Origin of the sequence: Kitasatospora sp. NPDC059327, from assembly GCF_042752535.1 — a bacterium.
In the GTDB taxonomy this organism is placed as follows: Bacteria; Actinomycetota; Actinomycetes; order Streptomycetales; family Streptomycetaceae; genus Kitasatospora.
Map to the genome: position 1 here is coordinate 1 of NZ_JBHYYB010000058.1, position 22,689 is coordinate 22,689.

Annotated in this window: 16 protein-coding genes; 12 read left to right on the forward strand and 4 right to left on the reverse strand. The window is 74.3% G+C overall.

The features are described 5' to 3' along the window. On the reverse strand, window positions 1-1,217 hold a 1,217-nt coding region (locus ACFXHB_RS28970; protein WP_380577622.1), incomplete at its 3' end, for a glycoside hydrolase family 15 protein. Between the two features lie 736 nt (window positions 1,218-1,953). Here ACFXHB_RS28970 and ACFXHB_RS28975 point away from each other — a divergent pair. The 10 genes from ACFXHB_RS28975 (at window position 1,954) to ACFXHB_RS29020 (ending at window position 15,962) form a co-directional block, all read left to right on the forward strand. Next, on the forward strand, window positions 1,954-3,630 hold the full coding sequence (locus tag ACFXHB_RS28975) for a CTP synthase (protein ID WP_380577623.1): 1,677 nt from the start codon (window positions 1,954-1,956) through the stop codon (window positions 3,628-3,630). 120 nt (window positions 3,631-3,750) lie between these two features. Then, window positions 3,751-4,389 carry an NUDIX domain-containing protein gene (locus ACFXHB_RS28980; RefSeq protein ID WP_380577624.1) on the forward strand — a complete coding sequence of 213 codons (639 nt, stop codon included), beginning with the start codon at window positions 3,751-3,753 and terminating at the stop codon, window positions 4,387-4,389. A 319-nt stretch (window positions 4,390-4,708) separates the two neighbouring features. Beyond that, window positions 4,709-7,117: a tetratricopeptide repeat protein gene (locus ACFXHB_RS28985; protein ID WP_380577625.1), complete on the forward strand. Its 2,409-nt coding sequence runs from the start codon at window positions 4,709-4,711 to the stop codon at window positions 7,115-7,117. A gap of 263 nt (window positions 7,118-7,380) precedes the next feature. After that, window positions 7,381-8,496: an alanine dehydrogenase gene (gene ald / locus ACFXHB_RS28990; RefSeq protein ID WP_380577626.1), complete on the forward strand. Its 1,116-nt coding sequence runs from the start codon at window positions 7,381-7,383 to the stop codon at window positions 8,494-8,496. Window positions 8,497-9,066: 570 nt separating this feature from the next. Beyond that, a complete protein-coding gene (locus ACFXHB_RS28995) occupies window positions 9,067-10,134 on the forward strand; it encodes a ParA family protein (protein ID WP_380392235.1) in 1,068 nt (355 codons plus the stop codon). Continuing rightward, window positions 10,131-10,820 carry a hypothetical protein gene (locus ACFXHB_RS29000; protein ID WP_380577627.1) on the forward strand — a complete coding sequence of 230 codons (690 nt, stop codon included), beginning with the start codon at window positions 10,131-10,133 and terminating at the stop codon, window positions 10,818-10,820. Before ACFXHB_RS28995 ends, ACFXHB_RS29000 begins: the two co-directional genes overlap by 4 nt. Window positions 10,821-11,064: 244 nt before the next feature. Continuing rightward, entirely contained in the window at window positions 11,065-12,000 is a 936-nt protein-coding gene (locus ACFXHB_RS29005; RefSeq protein ID WP_380577628.1) for a segregation and condensation protein A, read from the forward strand. Between the two features lie 443 nt (window positions 12,001-12,443). Then, the gene (locus tag ACFXHB_RS29010) at window positions 12,444-13,037 is read left to right on the forward strand and encodes an SMC-Scp complex subunit ScpB (RefSeq protein ID WP_380577671.1); all 594 of its coding nucleotides are present in this window, start codon (window positions 12,444-12,446) and stop codon (window positions 13,035-13,037) included. Between the two features lie 62 nt (window positions 13,038-13,099). Beyond that, on the forward strand, window positions 13,100-14,551 hold the full coding sequence (locus ACFXHB_RS29015; protein WP_380577629.1) for a pseudouridine synthase: 1,452 nt from the start codon (window positions 13,100-13,102) through the stop codon (window positions 14,549-14,551). A 427-nt stretch (window positions 14,552-14,978) separates the two neighbouring features. Next, complete coding sequence (locus ACFXHB_RS29020) at window positions 14,979-15,962, forward strand: helix-turn-helix domain-containing protein (RefSeq protein WP_380577630.1); 984 nt, start codon at window positions 14,979-14,981, stop codon at window positions 15,960-15,962. A gap of 66 nt (window positions 15,963-16,028) precedes the next feature. Here the strand turns inward: ACFXHB_RS29020 and ACFXHB_RS29025 are convergent, their stop codons facing one another. The 3 genes from ACFXHB_RS29025 to ACFXHB_RS29035 all read right to left on the reverse strand — a co-directional run bounded on the left by ACFXHB_RS29025 (window position 16,029) and on the right by ACFXHB_RS29035 (window position 20,318). Next, a complete protein-coding gene (locus ACFXHB_RS29025) occupies window positions 16,029-16,391 on the reverse strand; it encodes a DUF952 domain-containing protein (protein ID WP_380577631.1) in 363 nt (120 codons plus the stop codon). A gap of 63 nt (window positions 16,392-16,454) precedes the next feature. Further along, window positions 16,455-18,074 (reverse strand): mucoidy inhibitor MuiA family protein, encoded by a 1,620-nt coding sequence (locus ACFXHB_RS29030; protein ID WP_380577632.1) that lies wholly within the window; start codon window positions 18,072-18,074, stop codon window positions 16,455-16,457. 3 nt (window positions 18,075-18,077) lie between these two features. After that, window positions 18,078-20,318, reverse strand: coding sequence for a DUF4139 domain-containing protein (locus ACFXHB_RS29035; protein WP_380577633.1), 2,241 nt, complete (start codon window positions 20,316-20,318; stop codon window positions 18,078-18,080). A 434-nt stretch (window positions 20,319-20,752) separates the two neighbouring features. Between ACFXHB_RS29035 and ACFXHB_RS29040 the strand changes: the two genes are divergently transcribed. Beyond that, window positions 20,753-21,838 carry a prephenate dehydrogenase gene (locus ACFXHB_RS29040; protein WP_380577634.1) on the forward strand — a complete coding sequence of 362 codons (1,086 nt, stop codon included), beginning with the start codon at window positions 20,753-20,755 and terminating at the stop codon, window positions 21,836-21,838. 110 nt (window positions 21,839-21,948) lie between these two features. After that, window positions 21,949-22,533: a hypothetical protein gene (locus tag ACFXHB_RS29045; protein ID WP_380577635.1), complete on the forward strand. Its 585-nt coding sequence runs from the start codon at window positions 21,949-21,951 to the stop codon at window positions 22,531-22,533. The last annotated feature ends 156 nt before the right edge of the window (window positions 22,534-22,689 follow it).

Here is a 22,689-nt window from a genome sequence, read left to right on the forward strand (position 1 = left end):
AGGCCGGTCATGTGGGCCAGGTGCAGGGCCTCGACGACCTCGCCGTAGACGTCCAGCTGCAGCTGGCCGGCCGCGCCGTTGCCGACCCGCACCGGCAGCGAGCCCTCGTAGCCGGGCAGCCAGTCCAGCGAGGACTCGGTGAGCTCGCGCTCCCCGGCGATGCCGTACATGATCTGCAGGTTCTCCGGGTCCCCGGCGACGGCGCGCAGCAGCCACTCGCGCCAGGCGCGGGCCTCGTCGCGGTAGCCGGTGCGCAGCAGCGAGGAGAGGGTGATCGCGGCGTCGCGCAGCCAGGTGTAGCGGTAGTCCCAGTTCCGCTCGCCGCCGATGTCCTCGGGCAGCGAGGTGGTGGGGGCGGCGACGATGCCGCCGGTCGGGGCGTAGGTGAGGCCCTTGAGGGTGATCAGGGAGCGGATCACCGCCTCCCGGTAGGGGCCCTGGTAGGTGCACTGGTCGGCCCACTCGTGCCAGAAGTCCGCGGTGGCGTCGAGCATCTCCTCGGTGTCCGGGGCCTTGGGCGCGTCCAGGTGGGAGGCCTGCCAGGTGAGCGCGAAGGCGATCCGCTCACCGGCCGTGACGGCGAAGTCCGCGTAGGTGGTGAGGTCGCGCCCGTAGGTCTCGGCCTCGCCGTCCAGCCAGACCGAGTCGGGGCCGGCCACGGCCACGGTCCGGTGGCCGCCGTCGGCCTGCTCGACGCGGTGCACCCAGGGCACGACCCGCCCGTAGCTGAACCGCATCCGCACCGCGGAGCGCATCCGGACGGTGCCGGACAGGCCCTCGACGATCCGGATCATCTGCGGGACGGCGTCCCGGCCGGCCAGCGGGCGCGGGGGCATGAAGTCGATCACCCGGACGCTGCCGCCCTCGCGGTCCCACTCCTGCTCCAGGATCAGCGAGTCGCCCCGGTAGCGGCGCCGGTCGGCGGGGACGGCCGGCGCGGCGGCGGTGGGCGGGGGGACCCGAAGGTCGCCGGTGTCGGTGAGGCGAACCCGCGGGGTGTCCGGGGCGGGGGCGGGGACGGCCGGCAGCTCGGCGGCCATCACCTCGGCCGGGCCGATCCGCCAGAAGCCGTGTTCATCGGTGCCCAGCAGGCCGGCGAACACGGCCGGCGAGTCGAAGCGGGGCAGGCACAGCCAGTCGACCGCCCCGTCCCTGCTGACCAGGGCAGCGGTCTGCATGTCCCCGATGAGTGCGTAGTCCTCGATACGGCCGGCCACGTGGATCTCCAGTTCGCAATGTGGTCAGGACGCATCGGCGATCCGAGGAGAGCCAGCGGGTCTGCGGGGCCGGGGCCACCCCGGGACGTCCGGCCTGCCGGGGGGTGGTGGCAGGCCTTGCTGGAGTGTCCGCGCGAGGCCCGGTCGAGCCCCAGGGTGGGTGGGGAGGAGCTGGATAACGGGGAGGTCCGGTCGCGCATCGGGGACCGAGAGGTGTCCTGACCCTCCCACGCCCTCCGCGTGCTCGTGCTGTCGGCGATGCGTCCGTGCAGCTTACGACGGACGAAAGGGGCGAAGCACGCGGACGCAGCCCCGTGGGGCAACACAATTCGGCGGAAATGCCGTGCATCGTGGGGGAGCCGTGCAGGATGGCTCGGAAGGATCACCTCCGGATGGTCCGTCGGGAGGGGCCGTGATGACCCGCCCGAGCGCCGCGGAGTGGCCCGCTCGGGCCGGTGGTGCGACTGGTGTGGCGCGTGCGCCGGATGATGCGCCGGTGGTGAGCCGGGAGTGCGCCGGGAGTGTGGTTCCCCGGCGTCACGAGCGGGCCGGAACGCGTCCCGGCCGGGGCACTGATACCCTGGTATCCCGTGGACCGGTGGGATCAAACGCCCCGGACCAGCCGAACCGACGACCCACCGAGTGCCGTGCACCGCATCACACTCCCGTCGCGCAAGGCGAGCCGAGAGCTTCCCGCCCACGTCACCTTCGACACGCGACCCACGGGAGCCCCCTCTTGGCACAGCCCCATTCCGGCAAGGCATCGAACGGCCGCGCCGTGACGACCAAGCACCTCTTCGTCACCGGGGGTGTCGCCTCTTCGCTCGGCAAGGGCCTCACCGCCTCCAGCCTGGGCGCCCTGCTCAAGGCCCGCGGACTCCGCGTGACGATGCAGAAGCTCGACCCGTACCTCAACGTGGACCCGGGCACCATGAACCCGTTCCAGCACGGTGAGGTCTTCGTCACCGACGACGGCGCCGAGACCGACCTCGACGTCGGTCACTACGAGCGGTTCCTCGACACCAACCTGCACGGCTCGGCGAACGTCACCACCGGCCAGGTGTACTCGACGGTCATCGCCAAGGAGCGCCGCGGCGAGTACCTGGGCGACACCGTCCAGGTGATCCCGCACATCACCAACGAGATCAAGGCCCGGATCCGCCGGATGGCGACCGAGGACGTCGACGTGGTGATCACCGAGGTCGGCGGCACCGTCGGCGACATCGAGTCGCTGCCCTTCCTGGAGGCCGTCCGCCAGGTCCGCCACGAGGTCGGCCGGGACAACGTGTTCTTCGTGCACGTCTCCCTGCTGCCGTACATCGGCCCCTCGGGCGAGCTGAAGACCAAGCCCACCCAGCACTCGGTGGCCGCGCTGCGCAACATCGGCATCCAGCCGGACGCCATCGTGCTGCGCGCCGACCGCGAGGTCCCGCAGGCCATCAAGCGCAAGATCTCGCTGATGTGCGACGTGGACGAGGAGGCCGTGGTCGCGGCCATCGACGCCAAGTCGATCTACGACATCCCCAAGGTCCTGCACGGCGAGGGCCTGGACGCGTACGTGGTGCGCCGTCTGGACCTCCCGTTCCGCGATGTGGACTGGACCACCTGGGACGACCTGCTGCGCCGCGTCCACGAGCCGCAGCACATCGTCAAGGTCGCGCTGGTCGGCAAGTACATCGACCTGCCGGACGCCTACCTGTCGGTGACCGAGGCGCTGCGCGCCGGCGGCTTCGCCAACAACGCCCGGGTCGAGATCAAGTGGGTCACCTCGGACGACTGCGAGACGCCCGAGGGCGCGCAGGAGCACCTCGGCGACGTGGACGCGATCTGCATCCCCGGCGGCTTCGGCGACCGCGGTGTGGACGGCAAGGTCGCCGCGATCACCTACGCCCGGGAGAACGGGATCCCGCTGCTGGGGCTCTGCCTGGGGCTGCAGTGCGTGGTCATCGAGGCGGCCCGCAACCTGGCCGGCCTGCCCGAGGCGAACTCCACCGAGTTCGACGCGGCCGCCAAGTACCCGGTCATCTCGACCATGGCCGAGCAGCTGGCCATCGTCGACGGGAAGGGCGACCTGGGCGGCACCATGCGGCTGGGCCTCTACCCGGCCAAGCTCGCCGAGGGCTCCATCGTCCGTGAGGTCTACGGCGGCGAGCAGTACGTCGAGGAGCGCCACCGCCACCGCTACGAGGTCAACAACGCGTACCGCGCCGACCTGGAGAAGACCGGCCTGCAGTTCTCCGGCCTCTCCCCGAAGGGCGACCTGGTCGAGTACGTCGAGTACCCGCGCGAGGTGCACCCCTACCTGGTGGCCACCCAGGCCCACCCGGAGCTGAAGTCCCGTCCGACCCGCCCGCACCCGCTCTTCGCGGGCCTGGTCAAGGCGGCCATCGAGATCAAGACGGCCGGCCAGTAGTCAGGGCCGACCAGTAGCCGACCAACAGTCGTCGACATGTCACCGGACGGCGGCCCCGCGATTCCCGCGGGGCCGCCGTCCGGCGTTAGATTGTGTCGTACTGACGAAAAGGGGAGAGCGATGGACGACCAGAGCATCTTTGACGTGCCCGAGGAGTGGGAGACCCGGGGGACCGGGACGCCGTTCCAGGGCAAGGTCACCGGGGTGCGCTCCGAGGAGGTCCGGATGCCCGACGGCAGCTGGGCCCGCCGCGACTACCAGACCCACCCCGGCTCGGTCTCCGTCCTGGCGCTGGACGACCGGCAGCGGGTGCTGATCCTGCGCCAGTACCGCCACCCCGTCCGCCAGCGGCTCTGGGAGCTGCCGGCCGGCCTGCTCGACGTCCCCGGCGAGAACCCGCTGCACGCCGCCCAGCGCGAGCTGTACGAGGAGGCGCACTGCAAGGCCGACACCTGGCGGGTGCTGGTCGACTTCTACACCTCGCCCGGCGGCACCGACGAGGCGCTGCGGCTCTTCCTCGCCACCGACCTCACCGAGGCCGACGGCGAGCGGTACGAGGCGCACGGCGAGGAACTGGAGATCGAGACCGCCCGGGTGCCCGTCGGCGAGCTGATCCGGCTGATCCACGCGGGCGAGCTGCACAACCCCACCCTGATCACCGGCACGCTGGCCGTCCACGCCGCCCTCACCGGCCCCGGCGGCCTGGAGGCGCTGCGCCCGGCCGGCTCGCCGTGGCCGGCCCGGCCGTTCTCGGCCTGAGCCCGGGGGACTCCCCGGCGTGGCCGGTGACCCGTGGCCGGTGGCCGGTGCCCCGTCCGGTGGTCCGCGGCCTTCGTGCCTTCGTGCCTTCGTGCCTTCGTGCCTTCGCGGCCCTCGTGGCGTGAGCCGGTCGCGGTGAGCCACGTGCGGTGCCACCGGGTGGGCCGGCCTCCCGCGGTTGGTCCGCGGGGGTGACTTACCGGTTCGTACGACCGGATGTCACCTCGGCGGAGCCGGACGGTCGAACTACGCTTCGCAGACAGGGCGCCCGTCCCGGGCCGCCTCCGCTGAGCGCTGGGTGACGTCGGGAGTGGCACGGGTGGCGAGGAAGACGGTGACGATGGACGCGGGGCCCGGCGCGTCCGTCGAGGGTGTGCCCGGACTGGACCGGCTGCCCGCCGGTCCCGCGCTGCTCGTCGGCCGGCGGGCCGAGCTCGCCGCCCTGCGGGCCGCCGCCGCCCGGCCCGCCGAGGGCCGCAGCCGTGTCCTGGTGCTGGCCGGCCGGCCCGGCTCCGGGCGGACCACGCTGGCCGTTCGCTTCGCCCTGACCGTCGCCGCCGACCATCCCGACGGCGTGCTGTTCGCCCGGCTCTCCGCCCCCGACGGCGGCCGGGTGCCCCCCGCCCGGGCCGCCCGGCGGCTGCTGGAGCAGCTCGGCGCGGACATCGCGGGCGTCCCGCTGCCCGGAGCCGTCGAGGACGGCCGGGACGAACCGGCCTGCGTCGCGCTGCGCGAAGCGCTGGCCGGGCGGAAGGTCCTGCTGGTCCTGGACGACGTGCGGGACGCCGGACAGCTCTGGCCGCTGCTCGCGGACGAGCCCGGCTGCCTCGTGCTGGCCACCACCGCCGGGCCGCTCACCGGCATCGAGGACATCGACCCGGTCATCCTCGGCGGGCTCGACCGGCAGGCCTCGGGCGAGCTGCTCGGGGACCTGGTCGGCGGGACGCGGATCAGCTGCGACCCGGTCGGCGGGGCCGACCTCGCCGAGGCCTGCGCCTCCCGGCCGGCCGCGCTGCGGCTGATGGCCGGATGGCTGCGGGGCAACCCGAAGCTGGCGGTCACGGACGCCGCGAAGGAGCTGGTCCGGGCGGTCCGGGAGGCCGACGCGAAGCCGGCGGGCGGCGTACGGGCGGGCGGGAACGCGGCCGGGGCGAAGGAGGTCCCGCCGGGTGCGCCCGGCGGGACCGGCAGGACCGCGGCTCCGGGAGGGTCGGCGCCGGGGGCGGCGGGTCCCGGTGCGGCGAAGGACACGCTCAACGGGGGAAAGGGCGGAGCGGACGGCCGGGCTCCGGGCGGGCCGGGTCCGGGCGGGCAGGCTCCCGGTGGGTCCAAGGACGTTCCGGGGGGAGTGAAGGGCGACAAGCGACCGGCGGGGGCCGCCCGGGGCGGGGCGAAGCGGGGAGAGCGGCGCGGCGGGCCGCGGAACGGGCAGCCGGCGCCCCAGGGCGTCGAGGCCGTGGAGCGGCCCGGCCGCCGGGTAGCGGCGGGAGTCGCGCCGGGGGTCGGGTCGGGAGCCGCGGGGGTCGGCCCGGGCCCGGACGCGCGGCCGCCGTCGCCGGCCCCGGCCGGTACCGCGGCCGCCCTGTCGTCCGCCGCCGTGCCGGTGACCGACCCCGCCACCTGGGTGAAGCCCGCGCCCGAGCCCGCCGAGCCCGTCCCGGTGCCCGACAACGACCCGTTGATCGGCGCGTTCACCCTGCTGTACGGCACGCTGTCGGCCGCCCAGGCGCGGATGCTGCGGGCCCTCACGCTCGCCCCGGGGCAGCTGGCCGACCTGCGGACCGCCTCGGCCCTGGTGGGTTGCCCGGCGCCGGAGGCCGCCGTCACGCTGGCCACGCTCGCCGAGCGGGACCTGCTCGGTGAGGAGCCGCCCGCCGCCGACGGCACCCTCCGCTACCGGGTGCCCGGCCGGCTCTACCCCCGACTGGTCCGGCTGCGCGAGCGCGAGGACCGGCCCGCCGAGCTCGAACTGGCCCGGGCCCGGCTGCTGGAGCGGCTGGTCCGGCTCACCGACTCCGCCCGCGCGCTGCTCGACCCGGCCGGCGGCCCCGGTCCGGACCCGCTGCCGGGCCCGTTGCGGCTGCGCTCCGGCGACGAGGCCCGGCAGTGGCTGCTCGGTGAGCGCGACGTCCTGCTCGGCGCGGTCGCCGACGCGATCGGCCAGGGCGATCTGGACGGTTCGGCCGGCCGCCTGGTCACCGCCCTGCTCCGGGCGCTGCCGCTGACCGGTGCCGCCGCCCCCGCCGACCTGTACCAGTTGCACGAGCAGGTGCTGACCGTGGCCGAACGGCACGGCAAGCCCCGCCGGGCCGCCGCCGCGCTGCTCAACCTGGGTGACCTGCAGGCCGCCGCCGGTCGCTGGGAGCAGGCCGTCACGCACTACCGGGCGGCCCTGGAGCACGCCCGATCGGCCGACGACGAGGCGCTCTGCGCCCGGGCCCTGGAGGGCGCGGCCGGCTGTTACCGGGCGCTCGGCGAGGCGGTCCGCGCCGCCGACTGGTACGGGCGGGCGCTGGCCCTGCGGCAGTCGATGGGCGACCACGCCGCCGAGGCGCGGCTGCTCGCCCGGGTGGCCGAGGCGCACACCGCGCAGCGCCGGTTCGAGGAGGCCGAGCGCGAGTACCGGGCGTCGCTGTCGGTGCTGCGGCGCCTGGGCGACAAGCGGGGGCTGCAGGCGGTCGGCGCGGCCCTCGCCGAGCTGCGGGAACGTCTCGACGGCGGGTGGTAGGGGGCGGTTCCGGAGTATTGTCGTTAATGCCCGGTTGGCATTGCTTTGACGGGAAGATCACTGGGGAAGCCTACGAACCTGCCAATGTCTCCGGCAGATTTATTCACTTTGGAAGGCTGACACGCCGCCTGGGCTTCATTACACTCGAACTCAGTCGCGCAGCGATCCATGCCCCGGTGCCTTCCGGAGGCTTCCCCACGTGCGCGTCGCCCGCCGGTCTTCTCCGGTAGGGACCCCCATGGCACAAGAGGACGTGTTTAGCCGTGAAGGTCGGCATCCCCCGCGAGGTCAAGAACCACGAGTACCGCGTGGCCATCACGCCCGCCGGCGTGCATGAGCTGGTCCGTAACGGACACGAGGTCTACATCGAGGACAACGCCGGTCTCGGCTCCTCGATCCCCAACGAGGAGTACGTGGCCGCCGGCGCCACCATCCTCCCCACCGCCGACGAGGTCTGGGCCACCGCCGACCTGCTGCTGAAGGTCAAGGAGCCCATCGCCCAGGAGTACCACCGTCTGCGCAAGGGCCAGACCGTCTTCACGTACCTGCACCTGGCGGCCGACCGCGCCGGCACCGACGCGCTGGTCGCGTCCGGCACCACCGCGATCGCGTACGAGACCGTGCAGCTCGCCAACGGCGCCCTGCCGCTGCTCGCGCCGATGTCCGAGGTCGCGGGCCGGCTGGCCCCGCAGGTCGGCTCGTACCACCTGATGCGTCCGGCCGGCGGCCGCGGCGTGCTGCCCGGTGGCGTCCCCGGCACCCACCCGGCCAAGGCCGTCGTCATCGGCGGTGGCGTCTCCGGCTGGCACGCGGCCACCATCGCCATCGGCATGGGCTACGAGGTGACCCTGCTCGACCGCGACATCAACAAGCTGCGCGAGGCCGACAAGGTCTTCGGCACCAAGATCAAGGCCATCGCCTCCAACGCCTTCGAGCTGGAGAAGGCCGTCCTGGAGGCCGACCTGGTGATCGGCGCCGTGCTGATCCCGGGCGCCAAGGCCCCGAAGCTCGTCACCAACGAGCTGGTCTCCCGCATGAAGCCGGGCTCCGTGCTCGTCGACATCGCCATCGACCAGGGCGGCTGCTTCGAGGACTCGCACGCGACCACGCACGCCGAGCCGACCTTCGAGGTCCACAACTCGGTGTTCTACTGCGTGGCCAACATGCCGGGCGCCGTCCCGAACACCTCCACCTACGCGCTGACCAACGCCACGCTGCCCTACATCGTGGAGCTGGCCAACCGTGGCTGGAAGGACGCGCTGCGTCGCGACCCGGCGCTGGCCAAGGGCCTGAACGTGCACGAGGGCCAGATCACCTTCGGCGCCGTCGCCGAGGCCTTCGGCCTGGAGTCCGTCTCCCTGGAGAGCGTGCTCGCCTGACCCGAGCTCCGGCTGAGCCCCGACCTGCGCCTTCCCGGCGCCGTTCGGCGGCCTCTCCGGTGTCTTGCCGGTGTCTTGCCGGTCCGGGGCGGTCCGCGCCGCGCCGGCGCACACCGTCCCGACCCCGGCCGCTCCCCGCTGGGCGGCCCGTAGGCCCCTGATCCTCCTCCCGCCCAGTGCCGGCGGGAGGAGGATCGGGGGCTTCGGCATGCCTGTGAACGGGTGGTGACATGGGCAGGTCGCTCTGTCGTCAATTTCTGTGGGTCGCGTCACCCGACCGCAGAAACGTTAGGGTCAAGGGCCCGCGCATCCCTTGACAGAGGGTTGCCCGATAGTCGACACATCCTGCCCACTACCGTGGATTGTGTTGCTGCGAACGCCTTGAACGGCCTAGAGTCGCAAACCGTCGGCATGCTGCCACGCTGACGAATCGACATAGAGTCCTGGATGCCCAAGGAGGTAAGACGACTTGTGAATGAGTCGACATTTGCTCCCGGGGGTGGTCAGCCAGGACTGGCGGAGCACACCGCCGTCCAGCCGAGTGAGGAGTCCGGGGCCCGGCATGCCACCGTGGGCTCGGCCGAGGTCGGCTCGGTCGCACTCCGTACGTTCGAAGCACGCCAGAACACAGCACAGGTGACCACGGTGACCGACTACGACGTCGACCTGCCGGCCCACGGCCTGGCCTACGGCGAGTTCGCCTACGGCGCCTACGACGACCCGGACGCCGAGTACGAACCGGACCCGGAGTACGCCGCCACGCTGGCCCCCGACGCCGCGCGCCAGCGCCGCGAGCGGGTCGGCCCGACCGGCCGTCCGCTGCCGTACTTCCCGATCCCCGCGCCGGTGGCCGAGCACGGCCCCGCGCAGATCATCGCGATGTGCAACCAGAAGGGCGGCGTCGGCAAGACCACGTCGACCATCAACCTGGGTGCGGCACTGGCCGAGTACGGCCGCCGCGTGCTGCTGGTGGACTTCGACCCGCAGGGCGCTCTCTCGGTGGGTCTCGGCGTCAATCCGATGGAACTCGACGTCACCGTCTACAACCTGCTCATGGAGCGGGGCCTGACGGCCGATGAGGTGCTGCTGAAGACCGCGGTGCCGGGCATGGACCTGCTGCCCTCCAACATCGACCTCTCCGCCGCCGAGGTGCAGCTGGTCAGCGAGGTGGCCCGGGAGTCCGCGCTGGCGCGCGCCCTGAAGCCGCTGCTGCCCGACTACGACTTCGTCATCATCGACTGCCAGCCCTCGCTGGGCCTGCTGACGGTCAATGCCCTGACCGCGGCTCACAGCGTCATCGTCCCGCTGGAGTGCGAGTTCTTCGCGCTGCGCGGCGTCGCGCTGCTCACCGAGACGATCGAGAAGGTCTGCGAGCGGCTCAACCCCGAGCTGCGCCTGGACGGCATCCTGGCCACCATGTACGACTCGCGCACCGTGCACAGCCGCGAGGTGCTGGCCCGGGTCGTCGAGGCGTTCGGCGAGCACGTCTTCCACACCGTCATCGGGCGGACCGTGCGTTTCCCGGAGACCACCGTCGCCGGCGAGCCGATCACGACGTACGCGACCAATTCGGTCGGTGCGGCCGCCTACCGTCAGCTGGCCAGGGAGGTGCTCGACCGGTGCCGCCCCGCCGAGTGAGTCTCCCGGGTGCCGACGAGCTGTTCCGGACCACCGGCGGGATGGCGCTGTCGCCGTCCCTCGCGCCGCGTCCGGCCGCCGAGGCGCCCAGACCGGAGACCGCGCGGACGGTCAACGGCGCCGGCCCGGGAGCGGACGGCGCCGAGGGCGTCGACGACGGAGCCGGGAGCGCCGCTGGCGGGACGACCGGAAGTGCCGCGACCGCCGGTGAGGCCGGTCGGTCGCGCGAGCACCAGCCGCCGGCCGGCGGCTCGGTGCCGGCCCCGGCACAGCCGGGCGGGGCCCAGGGCATCGGACAGAGCGGTGCCGCGGGCAGTGCGGCCGGCACCGCGGCGGGTGCCCTGCAGGCCGGGAAGGCGGCGCAGGGCGGCCGGAGCGCCGCGCCGGCGCCGCGCCAGCACGCGGGTGCCACCGAGGAGCAGGCGGGCGCCACAGGGCGCCCCAGGCCGCGTGGACGGGCTCCGCGCCGCCCCACCGGGCGGGAGCGGCACGACGAGAAGATCACCGTGTACGTGTCCGCCGAGGAGCTGATGGACCTCGAACACACCCGGCTGGTGCTCCGCGGTGAGCACGGGCTGGCCGTGGACCGCGGCCGGATCGTCCGGGAGGCCATCGCGGTGGTGCTGGCCGATCTGGAGCAGCGCGGCGAGGCGAGCATCCTGGTGCGGCGGTTGCGCGGGCGGTGACGTCCGGGCGGTGGCTGCTGCCGGGTGCTTCGGCGCCCCGGGGCGGCGGGCCGGTGCCAGTGGGGCGGTGTCCGGTGGGTGCCGGTGCGGTGCGGTGTGAGTCCGGGCGGTGTCCGGTGGTCCGCCGGCGGTGATGCGCGGGTCGTGATGCGCGGGTCGTGATTCCGGGCCGCGGGCGATGCGTGCGGCGTGTCGGCGGCCCCGGCGGGGGACCGGCGGCGCCGCCGGGTGAAGATGGACCGTCATGCCGAGCACCTCCGAACCGCCCGCCGTCGAGACCGCCGAGACCGCCGAGGTTGTCGAGGTTGTCGAGGTTGTCGAGACCAGTGGGACCAGTGTGGCCGGTGCGGCTGCCGAGGTCGTCGACCAGCCGCGCGGCGGCTTCCGGGTGCGGCTGGAGAACTTCGAGGGCCCCTTCGATCTGCTGCTCAGCCTGATCGCCAAGCACAGGCTGGACGTCACCGAGGTGGCGCTGGCGACGGTCACCGACGACTTCATGGCCCACATTCGCGCCGCCGGCCCGGACTGGGACCTGGACGCCGCGACCGAGTTCCTGGTGGTCGCCGCGACGCTCCTCGACCTCAAGGCCGCTCGGCTGCTGCCGGCCGCCGAGGTCGAGGACGAGGAGGACCTCGCACTCCTGGAGGCGCGCGACCTGCTCTTCGCCCGGTTGCTGCAGTACCGGGCCTACAAGCGGGCCGCGGCCCTGTTCGGCGACCGCTGGGCCGCCGAGCTGCTCCGGCACCCCCGCAGCGTCGGGCTGGAGCCGCGGCACGCGCAGCTGCTCCCCGAGGTCGTCATCAGCATCGCCACGGAGCGGTTCGCGCAGCTCGCGGCGAGGGCGATGGCGCCCAGGCCGAAGCCCGTCGTCTACGTCGACCACATCCACGCCCCGCCGGTCAGCGTCCGGGAGCAGGCCGGACTGGTGGTCGGGCTGCTCGCCGAGCTGGGCGAGGCCTCCTTCCAGCGGCTGGTCGCCGACGCGCCGGACACCCTGGTCGTGGTGGCCCGCTTCCTGGCCCTGCTGGAGCTGTACCGGGAGCGGGTGCTCGCCTTCGAGCAGCCCGAGGCGCTGGGCGAGCTGGTGGTGCGCTGGGTGGCCGAGGAGGACCGCCGCGTGGTCGAGGTGACGGACGAGTTCGACCGGCCGGCCGGTGAGCGGGAGTCGGTCGGTGAGTAGGACTCGGCGGGCGGGCGGAAGTCGGCGGGCGAGCGGAAGGAGGAGCGATGGCGTCTGGCGCGAACGCCGGTGAGCGGCCGGTGCGGCGTCCGCTCGGTGTGCCGGGGCAGCCGAGGGCGGAGGAGTGGTTGGAGCCGGCGCCCGGGGTGGTGGCGGAACCGGTGCTCGACGTGGTCGCCGGGGCCGTGACCGCCGGGGCGGCGGTGGCCGAGCCGGCGGCCGGGGTGGTGGCGGCCGAGGGCGCGACCGGTGAGCCGGCGGGCGCCGAGGCCCTGGCCGGCGGGGCCGTGGTGGCCGAACCCGCCCCGGGGGTGTCCGAGGTGCTGGTGGTGCACCAGAAGTCGGCTCCGTCGACTTCTGGCGCGGCAGGAGCCGAGCGGGTACCGGTCGAGGCGGTGCCGGCGGGCGGACCCGGGCTGAAGGCCGGACTGGAGGCGATTCTGATGGTCGTCGACGAGCCGGCCGCCGAGGCCCGGCTGGCGTCCGTCCTGGAGCGACCGCGGGAGGAGGTGGCGTCGGCGCTGCGTGAGCTGTCCGCCGAGTACACCGCCCAGGGGCGGGGTTTCGACCTGCGGTTGGTAGCCGGCGGGTGGCGGTTCTACAGCCGGGCCGAGTGCGCTCCGGCCGTCGACCGCTTCGTTCTGGACGGCCAGCAGGCCCGGCTGACCCAGGCCGCGCTGGAGACTCTGGCGGTCGTCGCCTACCGGCAGCCGGTGTCCAGATCGCGGGTCTCGGCCGTCCGTGGTGTGAACTGTGACGGCGTGATGCGTACCCTGGTACAGCGAGGACTGGTGGAAGAGGCCGGATCCGAGCCCGAAACAGGTGCGATCCTGTATCGGACGACGAACTACTTCCTGGAACGGATGGGGCTCCGCGGCCTGGACGAGCTGCCGGAACTCGCTCCCTTCCTGCCCGAGGTCGACGACGTGGAAGCGGAGTCCCTGGAGGGCACGATGATCGCGGAGGCGGTCGCCGCCGCTGCCGCGCAGGTTGCGAACGGCAGTGGCGAGGCCGATCGGGCTTCGCTCGATCGGTAGGGGGCGGTGAGGTCGGCCGAAACGACCGCACATCCCAGACGGAACGACGTACGGACACTTTGATGCGTAGCAGTGGCAACGGCAGGAACAGCAGCGGCGGCGGCGGCGGTCGCGGCGGACAGGGCGGGGGCCGGGGCGGCGGCTCCTACGGGGGCGGCTCGGGCCGCGGTGGCTCCGGCGCGGGCGCTTCGCGCGGGGGTTCCTCCGGCGGCGGTTCGTACGGCGGCGGTTCGTACGGCGGCGGCTCCGGGTCCTCGCGGGGCGGCTCCGGCTCGTACGGGTCCGGCTCGGGCTCGCGCGGCGGGTCGTCGGGCGGCGGTTCGTACGGTGGCTCGCGCGGCGGGTCGTCGGGCGGGGGCTCGTACGGCGGCGGCTCGGGGTCCTCGCGTGGGGGCTCGTACGGCGGCTCCGGTTCGCGGGGCGGGTCCTACGGTGGCGGCTCCGGTGCCTCGCGGGGCGGCTCCGGCTCCTACGGGCGCGACGACCGGCGTGACGATCGCCGGGACGACCGGCGCGACGACCGCCGGTTCCCGGACCGCCCGCTGCGGCCCGAGGAGCGGCGCTACGACCGCCCCGAGTTCGGCGGCGGCCCCAACGCCACCCCCGCGCGCGGCGGCTTCAGCGGTCGCCGTCCGGGGCCCGCGCCGCGGCCGCGCCGTGAGGGCCAGGGCGCCCCGGGCGACCCGCGCCGCCAGCCGCAGCGCTCGCGCGAGCTGCAGGCCAGGATCGAGGACGCCGTCCTCGCCCGGCACGACAAGCCGGCCGTGAAGGTGTCGAAGACCGGCGGCGAGCCCGAGGGCGAGCGCCTGCAGAAGGTGCTGGCCCGGGCCGGCATCGGCAGCCGCCGGGCCTGCGAGGAGCTGATCGAGCAGGGCCGGGTCGAGGTCAACGGCAAGCGGGTGACCGAGCAGGGCAAGCGGGTCGACCCGCAGAACGACGAGATCAAGGTGGACGGGCTGACCGTCGCCACCCAGTCGTACCTGTTCTTCGCGCTGAACAAGCCGGCCGGCGTGGTCTCCACCATGGAGGACCCGGACGGCCGCCAGTGCCTCGGTGACTACGTGACCAACCGGGAGACCAGGCTCTTCCACGTCGGTCGTCTGGACACCGAGACCGAGGGCATCATCCTGCTCACCAACCACGGCGAGCTGGCCCACCGGCTGACCCACCCGCGGTACGGCGTGACCAAGACCTACCTGGCCGCGATCCAGGGCCCGATCCCCCGGGACCTCGGCAAGCAGCTGGCCCAGGGCATCGAGCTGGAGGACGGCTTCGCCCGGGCCGACAGCTTCAAGGTGGTCTCCAACGTCGGCAAGAACTACCTGGTCGAGGTGACCCTGCACGAGGGTCGCAAGCACATCGTCCGCCGGATGCTGTCCGAGGCCGGGTTCCCGGTCGAGAAGCTGGTGCGCACGCACTTCGGTCCGATCGCGCTGGGTGACCAGAAGTCCGGCTGGCTGCGTCGCCTGACCAACCCCGAGGTCGGTCAGCTGATGCGCGAGGTCGGCCTGTAGGAACGTCGGCCTGTAAGAACGTCGGCCGGTGGGAACGCCGGTCGGTGGGCAGATCGGCAGGAATCTGTAGACCGGTCGGTGGAGGAGTCAGTCTCTAGACCGGTCGACATATTCTGGCTGGCTCTGTAGACCGGTCTGTATATTTCGCTCCGGCTCTGTGGGCCGGTCTACATATTTCGCGCGACGGCCCGGCTTCTCTGTAGACCGGTCTGCATATTCGAGCGTTCAGGAGGGCCTCCCCGCCAAGTGGCGGGGAGGCCCTCCTGCCGTTCGGCGGGTCCTGCTGTGAGCCGGGACGCATCGCCTGATCATCGCCTTGTCAGCGTCATGATCCGTGGCCGAAGATTGCCACCTGACCACGACTCGCCGGGTGGCGGGACTGCGCCACCCGGGGCGCGGGCGGGGAGTCGAGACGGGGAGCGGCGTCGTGTCCGATGCACCACTCAGCACACTGGGACTGGCCGCGCCGGACGGGCAGGTCTACGCGGCGCTGGTGGCCAACCCACAGTCCACGGCCGAGGACCTCGCGCTCTGTTGTGGTCTGACGCTCCAGCAGAGCGTCCGCGCACTGGACCGGTTGGCGCAGCAGGGCATGGCGACCCGGGCGCCGGTGGACCGGCACCGCTTCCTTCCGGTACCCCCCGATGTCGCGATAGGCACGCTGATCGGCCATCGCGAGTCCGAGCTACGGCACGCCAGGGCCGAGATGCACCGCCTGATGGACGCCTTCCGGGAGGCCTCGCGCTACACCGACCCGGCGCACTCGGTCGAGGTGCTGACCGGCGGCGAGGCGATCGCCCAGCGGCTGGAGCACATCACCGAGACCAGCCAGTACCAGGTCCGCGGCTTCGACTGCCCCCCGTACATCCAGGACCCGGTGGCCAACATCCCGCTGCAGCGCGAGCGGATGCGGGAGGGGCTGCGGTTCCGGACCATCTACGACCGGGAGGCGGTCGCCTGGCCGGGCCGGCTGGAGAAGAACATCCTGGTCGGCGTCGCGGACGGCGAGGAGGCGCGGGTCCGTCCGGTGCTCCCGATGAAGATGATCATGTCGGACGACCGGATGGCGATCATCCCGATCAGCGTGGGTGACAGCGTCCTCGACGCGGCCTATGTGATCCACCCGTCCGCGCTGCTCCAGGCGCTGGACACCCTGTTCGAGGCGGAGTGGGAGCGGGCGGTCCAGCTCCAGTCCGCGATCGGCGCCACCGAGGGCGCGTTGGAGCCGGAGGCCGACCACCGCAAGCTGCTGGGCCTGCTGGCGGCCGGCCTCACCGACGAGTCGATCGCCCGCTCGCTCGGCTGGAGCGCCCGGACCACCCAGCGCCGGCTGCAGAGCCTGATGCGGGAGCTGGGCGCCACCACCCGCTTCCAGGCCGGTATGGCGGCCCGGGAGCGGGGCTGGCTGTAGCGGGGCCGGTCGTAGCGGGGCCGGCCGTCGTGGGGGAGGCGCGGCCGGGGCCAGGGCCGGGGCGGCTCAGCTCCAGGGGGTGAGGTGCGCCCAGCGGCCGTCCGGCCCGCGCTCGACCTTCTCCAGGCCGACCACGGCGGACCGGTTCAGCCGCCCGTAGATGTGCGGGAACAGCACACCGGAAGTGGCCCCGGCCGGCGGTGCGCCGTTCGGGGCCTCCCACTTCACCATCGGCTCCACCAGCGACTCCTCGATCAGCAGCACCATCAGCGGACCGGGGGTGTCGGCGAAGAAGGCGTTGGCCACCGCGAGCGCCGTCAGCTCGTCAGCCGAGCAGTGGATGAACCCGTCGGTGAGCAGCGAGGCGGTGGCGTACGGCCGGCCGGGGTCGGCCAGCCAGTCGTCCAGGGGGGCGAGGTGCAGGATCATGTTCCTGTTGTACCCGACCGGTCGTCACGGCGAGGGCGCGGCCAGCGGCCGCGGGTGCTGGTGTCACAGGCCGGCCACCTTCGCGGAGGCGGAGATCTCGTACACCAGCGTCACCGTCCGGCGCGCGCCCGGGCCCAGCGGGAGGTCCCAGCGGACGATGCCCTCGGTGTCGAAGGCATCCGGTGCCGGGGAGCACTCCTCCTTGCGCAGTCGCACCTCCACCGCCGACACCTCGGAGACCGGCACCCGCTCGCGCACCGTGACCAGCTGTTCGTCCCGCTCCTCCGGGCCCGAGAAGCGGGAGATGTGCAGCCGCACCGTCCGGGTGGTCACCGAGCGCTGGGTGAGCCCGGCGGTGCCCTGCCGTTCGTCGGTCTCCCGGACCACCCGGTAGCCGTCCGAGCTGCCGAACGCCAGCTCGGCCTCGGCGCCCGCCGCGGTGAAGGGCAGCTCGCCCCGACCGGTGAAGCCGCTGCCGCGGATCAGTTCCACCGGGCCGGCGAGCAGCGCGTGGCCGGCCGCGTTGCGGAACCGGACCACCTGGGTCACCAGCGGCGACAGCTCGGGGGCGCACCCGAACTCGCCGGTGGCGGAAGCGGTGAACGAACCCAGCGGAACCCGGTGCGCCCGGCCGTCGGAGGGCACGGTGGCGGGCGCGGGGGCCCGTAGCACCCGGACCTCGCCGCCGTCGTCCACCCCCGGCACCGCCGCGGCCGGGCCGAGCGTACTGATCGTCTCCTCGCGCAGCTCCACCTCGACCGTGCGGCGCTCCTCGGCGTTGCGGTCGCGCAGCGCCAGCACGTCCTCGGTGATCGCGGGCGGTGCGGTGGCCAGCGCCGACCGGGCGGTGGAGAGGGTGAGCCGGGCACCCGTCCAGTCCTCGCCGGTGCGCTGCCAGACCACCGCCTCGGACTCCAGGCGCAGGGTCCCGTCCGCGAGGGTGGCCCGGTAGGACGGTCGCCAGACGGCGCACGGCACCAGATGGCTGACGGTCAGCCGGGCGGGGCCGGCGGTCGCCGCCTCGACGGTGAGGTCGAGATGGGCGACCAGTTCGGCCGGCTCCTCCTCGGCCTCGTCGAGGGCGGTCCGGGCCTGCGAGCGCTCGACCTCCAGCTCCCGCAACCGGGAGCGGACCGCCCGCAGCTCCTCGCCGTGGCGCTCGCGCTCGGCGTCCACCCGGTCCAGCTCGCGCGTCCAGCGGGCCCGCTCGACCTCGCCGACGCCGGCCCCCTCGCCGACCTCGCGGAGCAGGTCGGCGCAGAGCTGGGCGAGCAGCGCCAGCCGGGCCTCCAGGCGGTGGCGCAACTGGTCCTCGTGGCGGGCCCGGGCGTCGAGTTCGTGGACGCGGTGGCGCAGCGCGGAGTCGTCCGGACCGGGCGGCAGGGGCGCGCGCGGGGTCCAGGCCCGGACGATCCGGGCGTCCAGGACGCGGGCGCCGCCGGGCACGGCGGTGGTCGCTCCGGCGGGTCCGGCGGGTCCGGCGGGTCCGGCGGTCAGGGCGGCCCCGGCGAGGGGGGTGGCTTCGGCGCGCAAGGTCCGGTCGACGGCGAGCGCGGTGATCGGGCCGAGGCGCAGCCGCTGGACGCCGGCGGCGAGGTCGACGGTGACGGTGCGCTCGATCTGGCTGCGGTCCTCCAGGCAGGTGACGGCGGTGACCGGGAGGGGGATGGTCTCGCTGCTCATCGTTCAGTTCCTCCGGTTTCCGCCGACGATGGCCTTTCCGGCCGGGATTCTGATCTGGTACCCGCCGTCGAGCTCGGCGCGCCCGCCGGGCGGCAGGTCGATCCGCCAGAGCCGGGTGCTCGGCGGGCACTCCGGCGAGGGGACGGCGGGCGCGTGCCAGTCGGCCCGCTCCTCGATCCGGATCTCGCTGTCCGGGCTGACCGGCACGCGCTCGCGGACCTCGACGGTCACGGCGTGCCCGAGCCGGTTCGCCAACTCCACGTGAACCCGGTGGTCGAGCACGGTGCTGGTGTTCAGCATGCCCGTGGTGGACTCGTGCAGCTCGGTGCGGCGCGCCACCTCGACGCTCTCGGTGACACCGATGCCGAGTCGGCGCGTCCCGCCCGGCGCGAGGGTGGGCAGCGCGGCGGTGAGCAGGAACTCGTCGTCGACCGTGACCTCGACCGGGCCGGCCAGGACCGCCTGGGCCGTCCGGTTGGCGAGCACCAGCGTGCCGTACACCTTCTCCTCGACGGCGGGGACGGTGACGTACTCGGGCTGGACGGTCACCGGGATCTCGCCGATCGTGACGGTGTGCCAGCTGCCGTCGGACGGGATGTCGGCGGGGGCGGCGGCGTCGAACCGGTGGTCGAAGGAGCCGGCCGAGGCGCGCGGCGGCACGGCGTGGCGGGGGAGCGGGAGACCGCTCAGGGGTGAGCCGGTGGGTGCCGGGCGGGTCTCGGTCGGCGGGTGGAGCGTGCCGCGGAGCGCGGCGGGTTCGTCCGGTCCGGCCAGGACGAGCGAGGGGTAGTCGAGCAGCGTGGCGCCCGGGGTGGGGGCAGTCGGGGATGCGGGCGAGGGTGCGGCGCCCCCGAACTCGTCGGCGAACGCGGATCCGGCCGCCTCGGTGCCGCCGCGCGCGGAGCGGGCCCGGCGGGCGACCGGTGCCGGTGCCGCCGCCGGCGGGGGCAGCGGGCTGCCGGGCTGCGGGGGCGGTCCGCCGTAGCCCGCGAAGCCGAGGGACGGGAGCGGCGGCTCGTCGGCGGACAGGGTGCCGCCGGGGTGGGGGCCACTGGGGCGGGCCCCGCCCGCGTAGGGCGCGCCCGGAGCGGCGGGGGCGACGGGCGCGGCGGGTGCGGCGAAGCGCGGGGGCGCGGGGGCGGTGACGGGCACCGGGCCGCGTCGGCGGGGCTCGGGGCGGGGGCCCACCGCGTCGAAGCCGGTGAAGAGGTCGCCCAGGCCGGCGGGGGGCTCGCGCCAGCCGGAGGGCGGTGGGGCGGGCTGGCTGCGGCCGATCCGCAGCGAGCGCAGCTTGGGCAGGTCGGTGCGCCGGTCCAGGTCGGCGGTGGACAGCGCGAGGCGCACGCCGGTCCAGTCCTCGCCGGTCCGCTGGGCGACGGAGGCGCGCAGGACCAGCCGACCGGTGTCGGAGCCCTGCTGGTAGGACAGCCGGTAGGCGGGTACCCAGCGGACGGCCGGGACGCCGTATTCGAGCTCGATGTCGATGTCGGGGGCGATGTCGGGGGCGATGTCGGGGGCGGGGGCGGCGCCGGCGGGGTCCTCGGGGGCGGGGTCCTGGTCTTGGGCCAGCACGGGGTCGGGACCGGTGTCGGGAGTGGCAACGGGCGTCGTCAGGGTGAGCAGGACGGTCGCCGAGGTCTCCACCGGGCGGGTCGGTCCGGCGGTGGACGAACGGTCCACCTGGTCGGTCAGCGTCTCGGTCGCGTGCTCGGCCCGTTCGAGTTCCTCGGTCAGCTCCTCGGCGCGGACTTGGAGCCGGGCGAGTCGCTCGTCGACGAACTCGGCCAGCTCCAGCCAGGCATCGGCGGGCGTTCGGCGCAGCGGTTCGTCCTTGCGGCGGGCCGGCGGGACGGCGCGCAGCGCGGACGTCTCGGCGATGACGTCGAGGGTCAGCCGGTGCCGCTCGCGGACGGCCGCCTCGTGTTCCCTGGCCTCCTTCAACCGGCCTTGGAGAGTGGGGAGTTCGTCGGGAGATCGAAGCTCGACGACGGGCTCCAGGCGGGCCTCGGTGACGGCCGTGCCGGGCGGCCCGGAGAGCACCCGGGCCCGCAGCGACCGCCCGTCGAGTGCCTGCGGCAGCCCGGTGAGCCGAAGTCGGCCGCCGGGCGGCAGGGCCACCCGGGCCCGGCGGCGGCAGACGGCGCCGACGGCGTGGACCACGACCGAGTCGAGCACCGACGGGTGGGCCGGTACCGCCGCTTCGTCGGACCGCTTTCCGTTGTCTGTCCTGTGCTGATCGTCCACCCGGCCTACCCCTTCGTTCGCGCCGCTCGCGCGGATCGCGCGTTGCCGCCCCCTGGGCGGTCAGTCTGCCTCGCATCGGGGCGGACGTCCTCGGATTTCGCCCGGGTGCGGCGTGTGCGGCGTGCGTGTGTGTCGGTGTGTGTCGCTGTCTTTCCGGGCGCGCGCCGTCCGGGCCCGTGTCCGGGTGTGTTGGTGCGGCGGTGCCCGCGGCGGTCCGCGCGAGCTGCGCGTGGTGTGTTGTGCGCGTGCTGCGCGTGGTGTGTGCTGCGCGTGGTGTCGCGTGAGAGGGGACGGAGCCGGTGGTCGGGCGGTTGCGGTCGGGGTGGGCGGGGGCGCGGCCGGTCGGGAGTGGGCGGTGGCCGCGGTGGCGGTGGGGATGCGAGAGGATGGGCCGGCACGTCAAGGTCAGCCCCCGTGAGGAGAGCCACCCCGCCATGCGCACTGCCGCCGTCGTCGGTACCGGACTCATCGGCACCTCCGCCGCCCTCGCCCTGACCGCGCGCGGGCTGACCGTTCATCTGGAGGACGCCGACCCGGACGCGGCCCGCACTGCGGCGTCGCTCGGCGCCGGTACGACGGAGCCCGCCGACGGCCCGGTGGACCTGGCGATCCTCGCGGTGCCCCCGGCGCTGGTCGGCAAGGTGCTCGCCGACTGCCAGCGGCGCGGACTGGCGCGCTGGTACACCGACGTGGCCAGCGTCAAGGACGGGCCGCGCGCCGAGGTGGCGGCGTTGGGCTGCGACACCGTCCACTACATCGGCAGCCACCCGATGGCCGGTCGCGAGCGGTCGGGCCCGCTGGCCGCGCGCGCCGACCTGTTCGAGGGCCGGCCCTGGGTGCTCACCCCCACCGCCGACACCGACACCGAGACGCTCAACGCCGTCCTGGAGCTGGTCGCCCTCTGCGGGGCGATGCCGATCGTGATGGACGCCGCCGCGCACGACCGCGCCGTCGCGCTGGTCTCGCACGCTCCCCAGCTGGTCTCCTCGCTGGTCGCGGCCCGCTTGGAGAAGGCCGACGAGACGGCCATAAGGCTTTCCGGTCAGGGGGTTCGGGACGTCACGCGGATCGCGGCGTCCAACCCGGGCATGTGGGTGGACATCCTCTCCGCCAACGCCGGCGCGGTCGCCGACATCCTGGAGGAGGTGGCCGCCGACCTCGGCGAGACCGTCAGCGCGCTGCGCGCGATGCAGGCCACCGAGGAGGGGGAGCGCCGCGCGGGCGCGGCCGGGATCGAGACCGTGATGCGCCGGGGCAACGCCGGCCAGTCGCGGATCCCGGGCAAGCACGGAGCGCCGCCCACCCGTTACGAGACGGTGGCGGTCGTGCTCGGCGACCAGCCGGGCGAGCTGGGCCGGCTCTTCGGCGAGGTCGGCGCCGCCGGGGTCAACATCGAGGACGTCGACATCGAGCACTCGACCGGGCAGCAGGTCGGCTTCGTCCAGCTCTCGGTCGCGCCGGCCGCCGTGATGCCGCTGACGGTGGCACTGCGGGCGAGCGGGTGGAGCGTCCGGGACTGAGCTCCGAGCCGGGCCCGGCTCCCGGCCCCCGGCCCCCGGCCCCCGTGCGCCGGGCTCGTGCGCCGGGCCCGGGACCGGCGGGTCGGTACGGGCGGGTCGGTCCGGCGGGCGTGCGGGCCGCCCCGCGTCTGCGGGAGCTCGCCGAGGGCGTCGCCCTGCCCGCCTCGGTGCCGAGCCTCCGTGACCCGCGTGCCCTGCCCTGGCACGGCACGCAGACGGCGGCCTGGGCGCACTGGCGGGTCACCGGGGACCACCGGCTCGCCCTGCGGGCCCTGGGAGCCGCCGTCGAGGCCGGTCCCGGCCGTCCGCACCTGCCGTACCTGGCCGACCTCGGCCCGACGGCGAGCCGGCATGCCGGCGCGGTTCGCGCGCTGCTGGACAGTCCCGGGGACTGGACCCGGGTCGAGGCCGCGCACGCCTGGTGGCGACTGACCGGCGAGCCCGGGCCGGCCGTCGCGGTGCTGCTGGGTGAGCTGACCTCGGACCGGCCGACCGACGAACTGCCCACCGTGCTGCGGCACCTCACCGCGATCGGAACCCCGGCCGCCCCCGCGGTGCCCGTGCTGGAGGCGTATCTGGGCGGTCACCGGCGTCGGCTGGCCGGTACGCGGCTGACGCCGCTGGAGGACGAGCGGCTGATCGCGGCGGCGACCGCCGCGCTGACGGCGATCCGGGGTGGCCGAGGAGACGGCTGAGGGCCGTCGAGTGGCGGGGGACGGGGGCGGGCCAGGCGCTCGCCTTCCGGGGGGACCGGGCCGGACCGGGCTCTGGCGCCGGTCCATTAACCTTGAGGGAGACATCCCCCGGTTTCACGCCGAACGGCACGCGCCGTACTGGATTCAGGTTTCGGG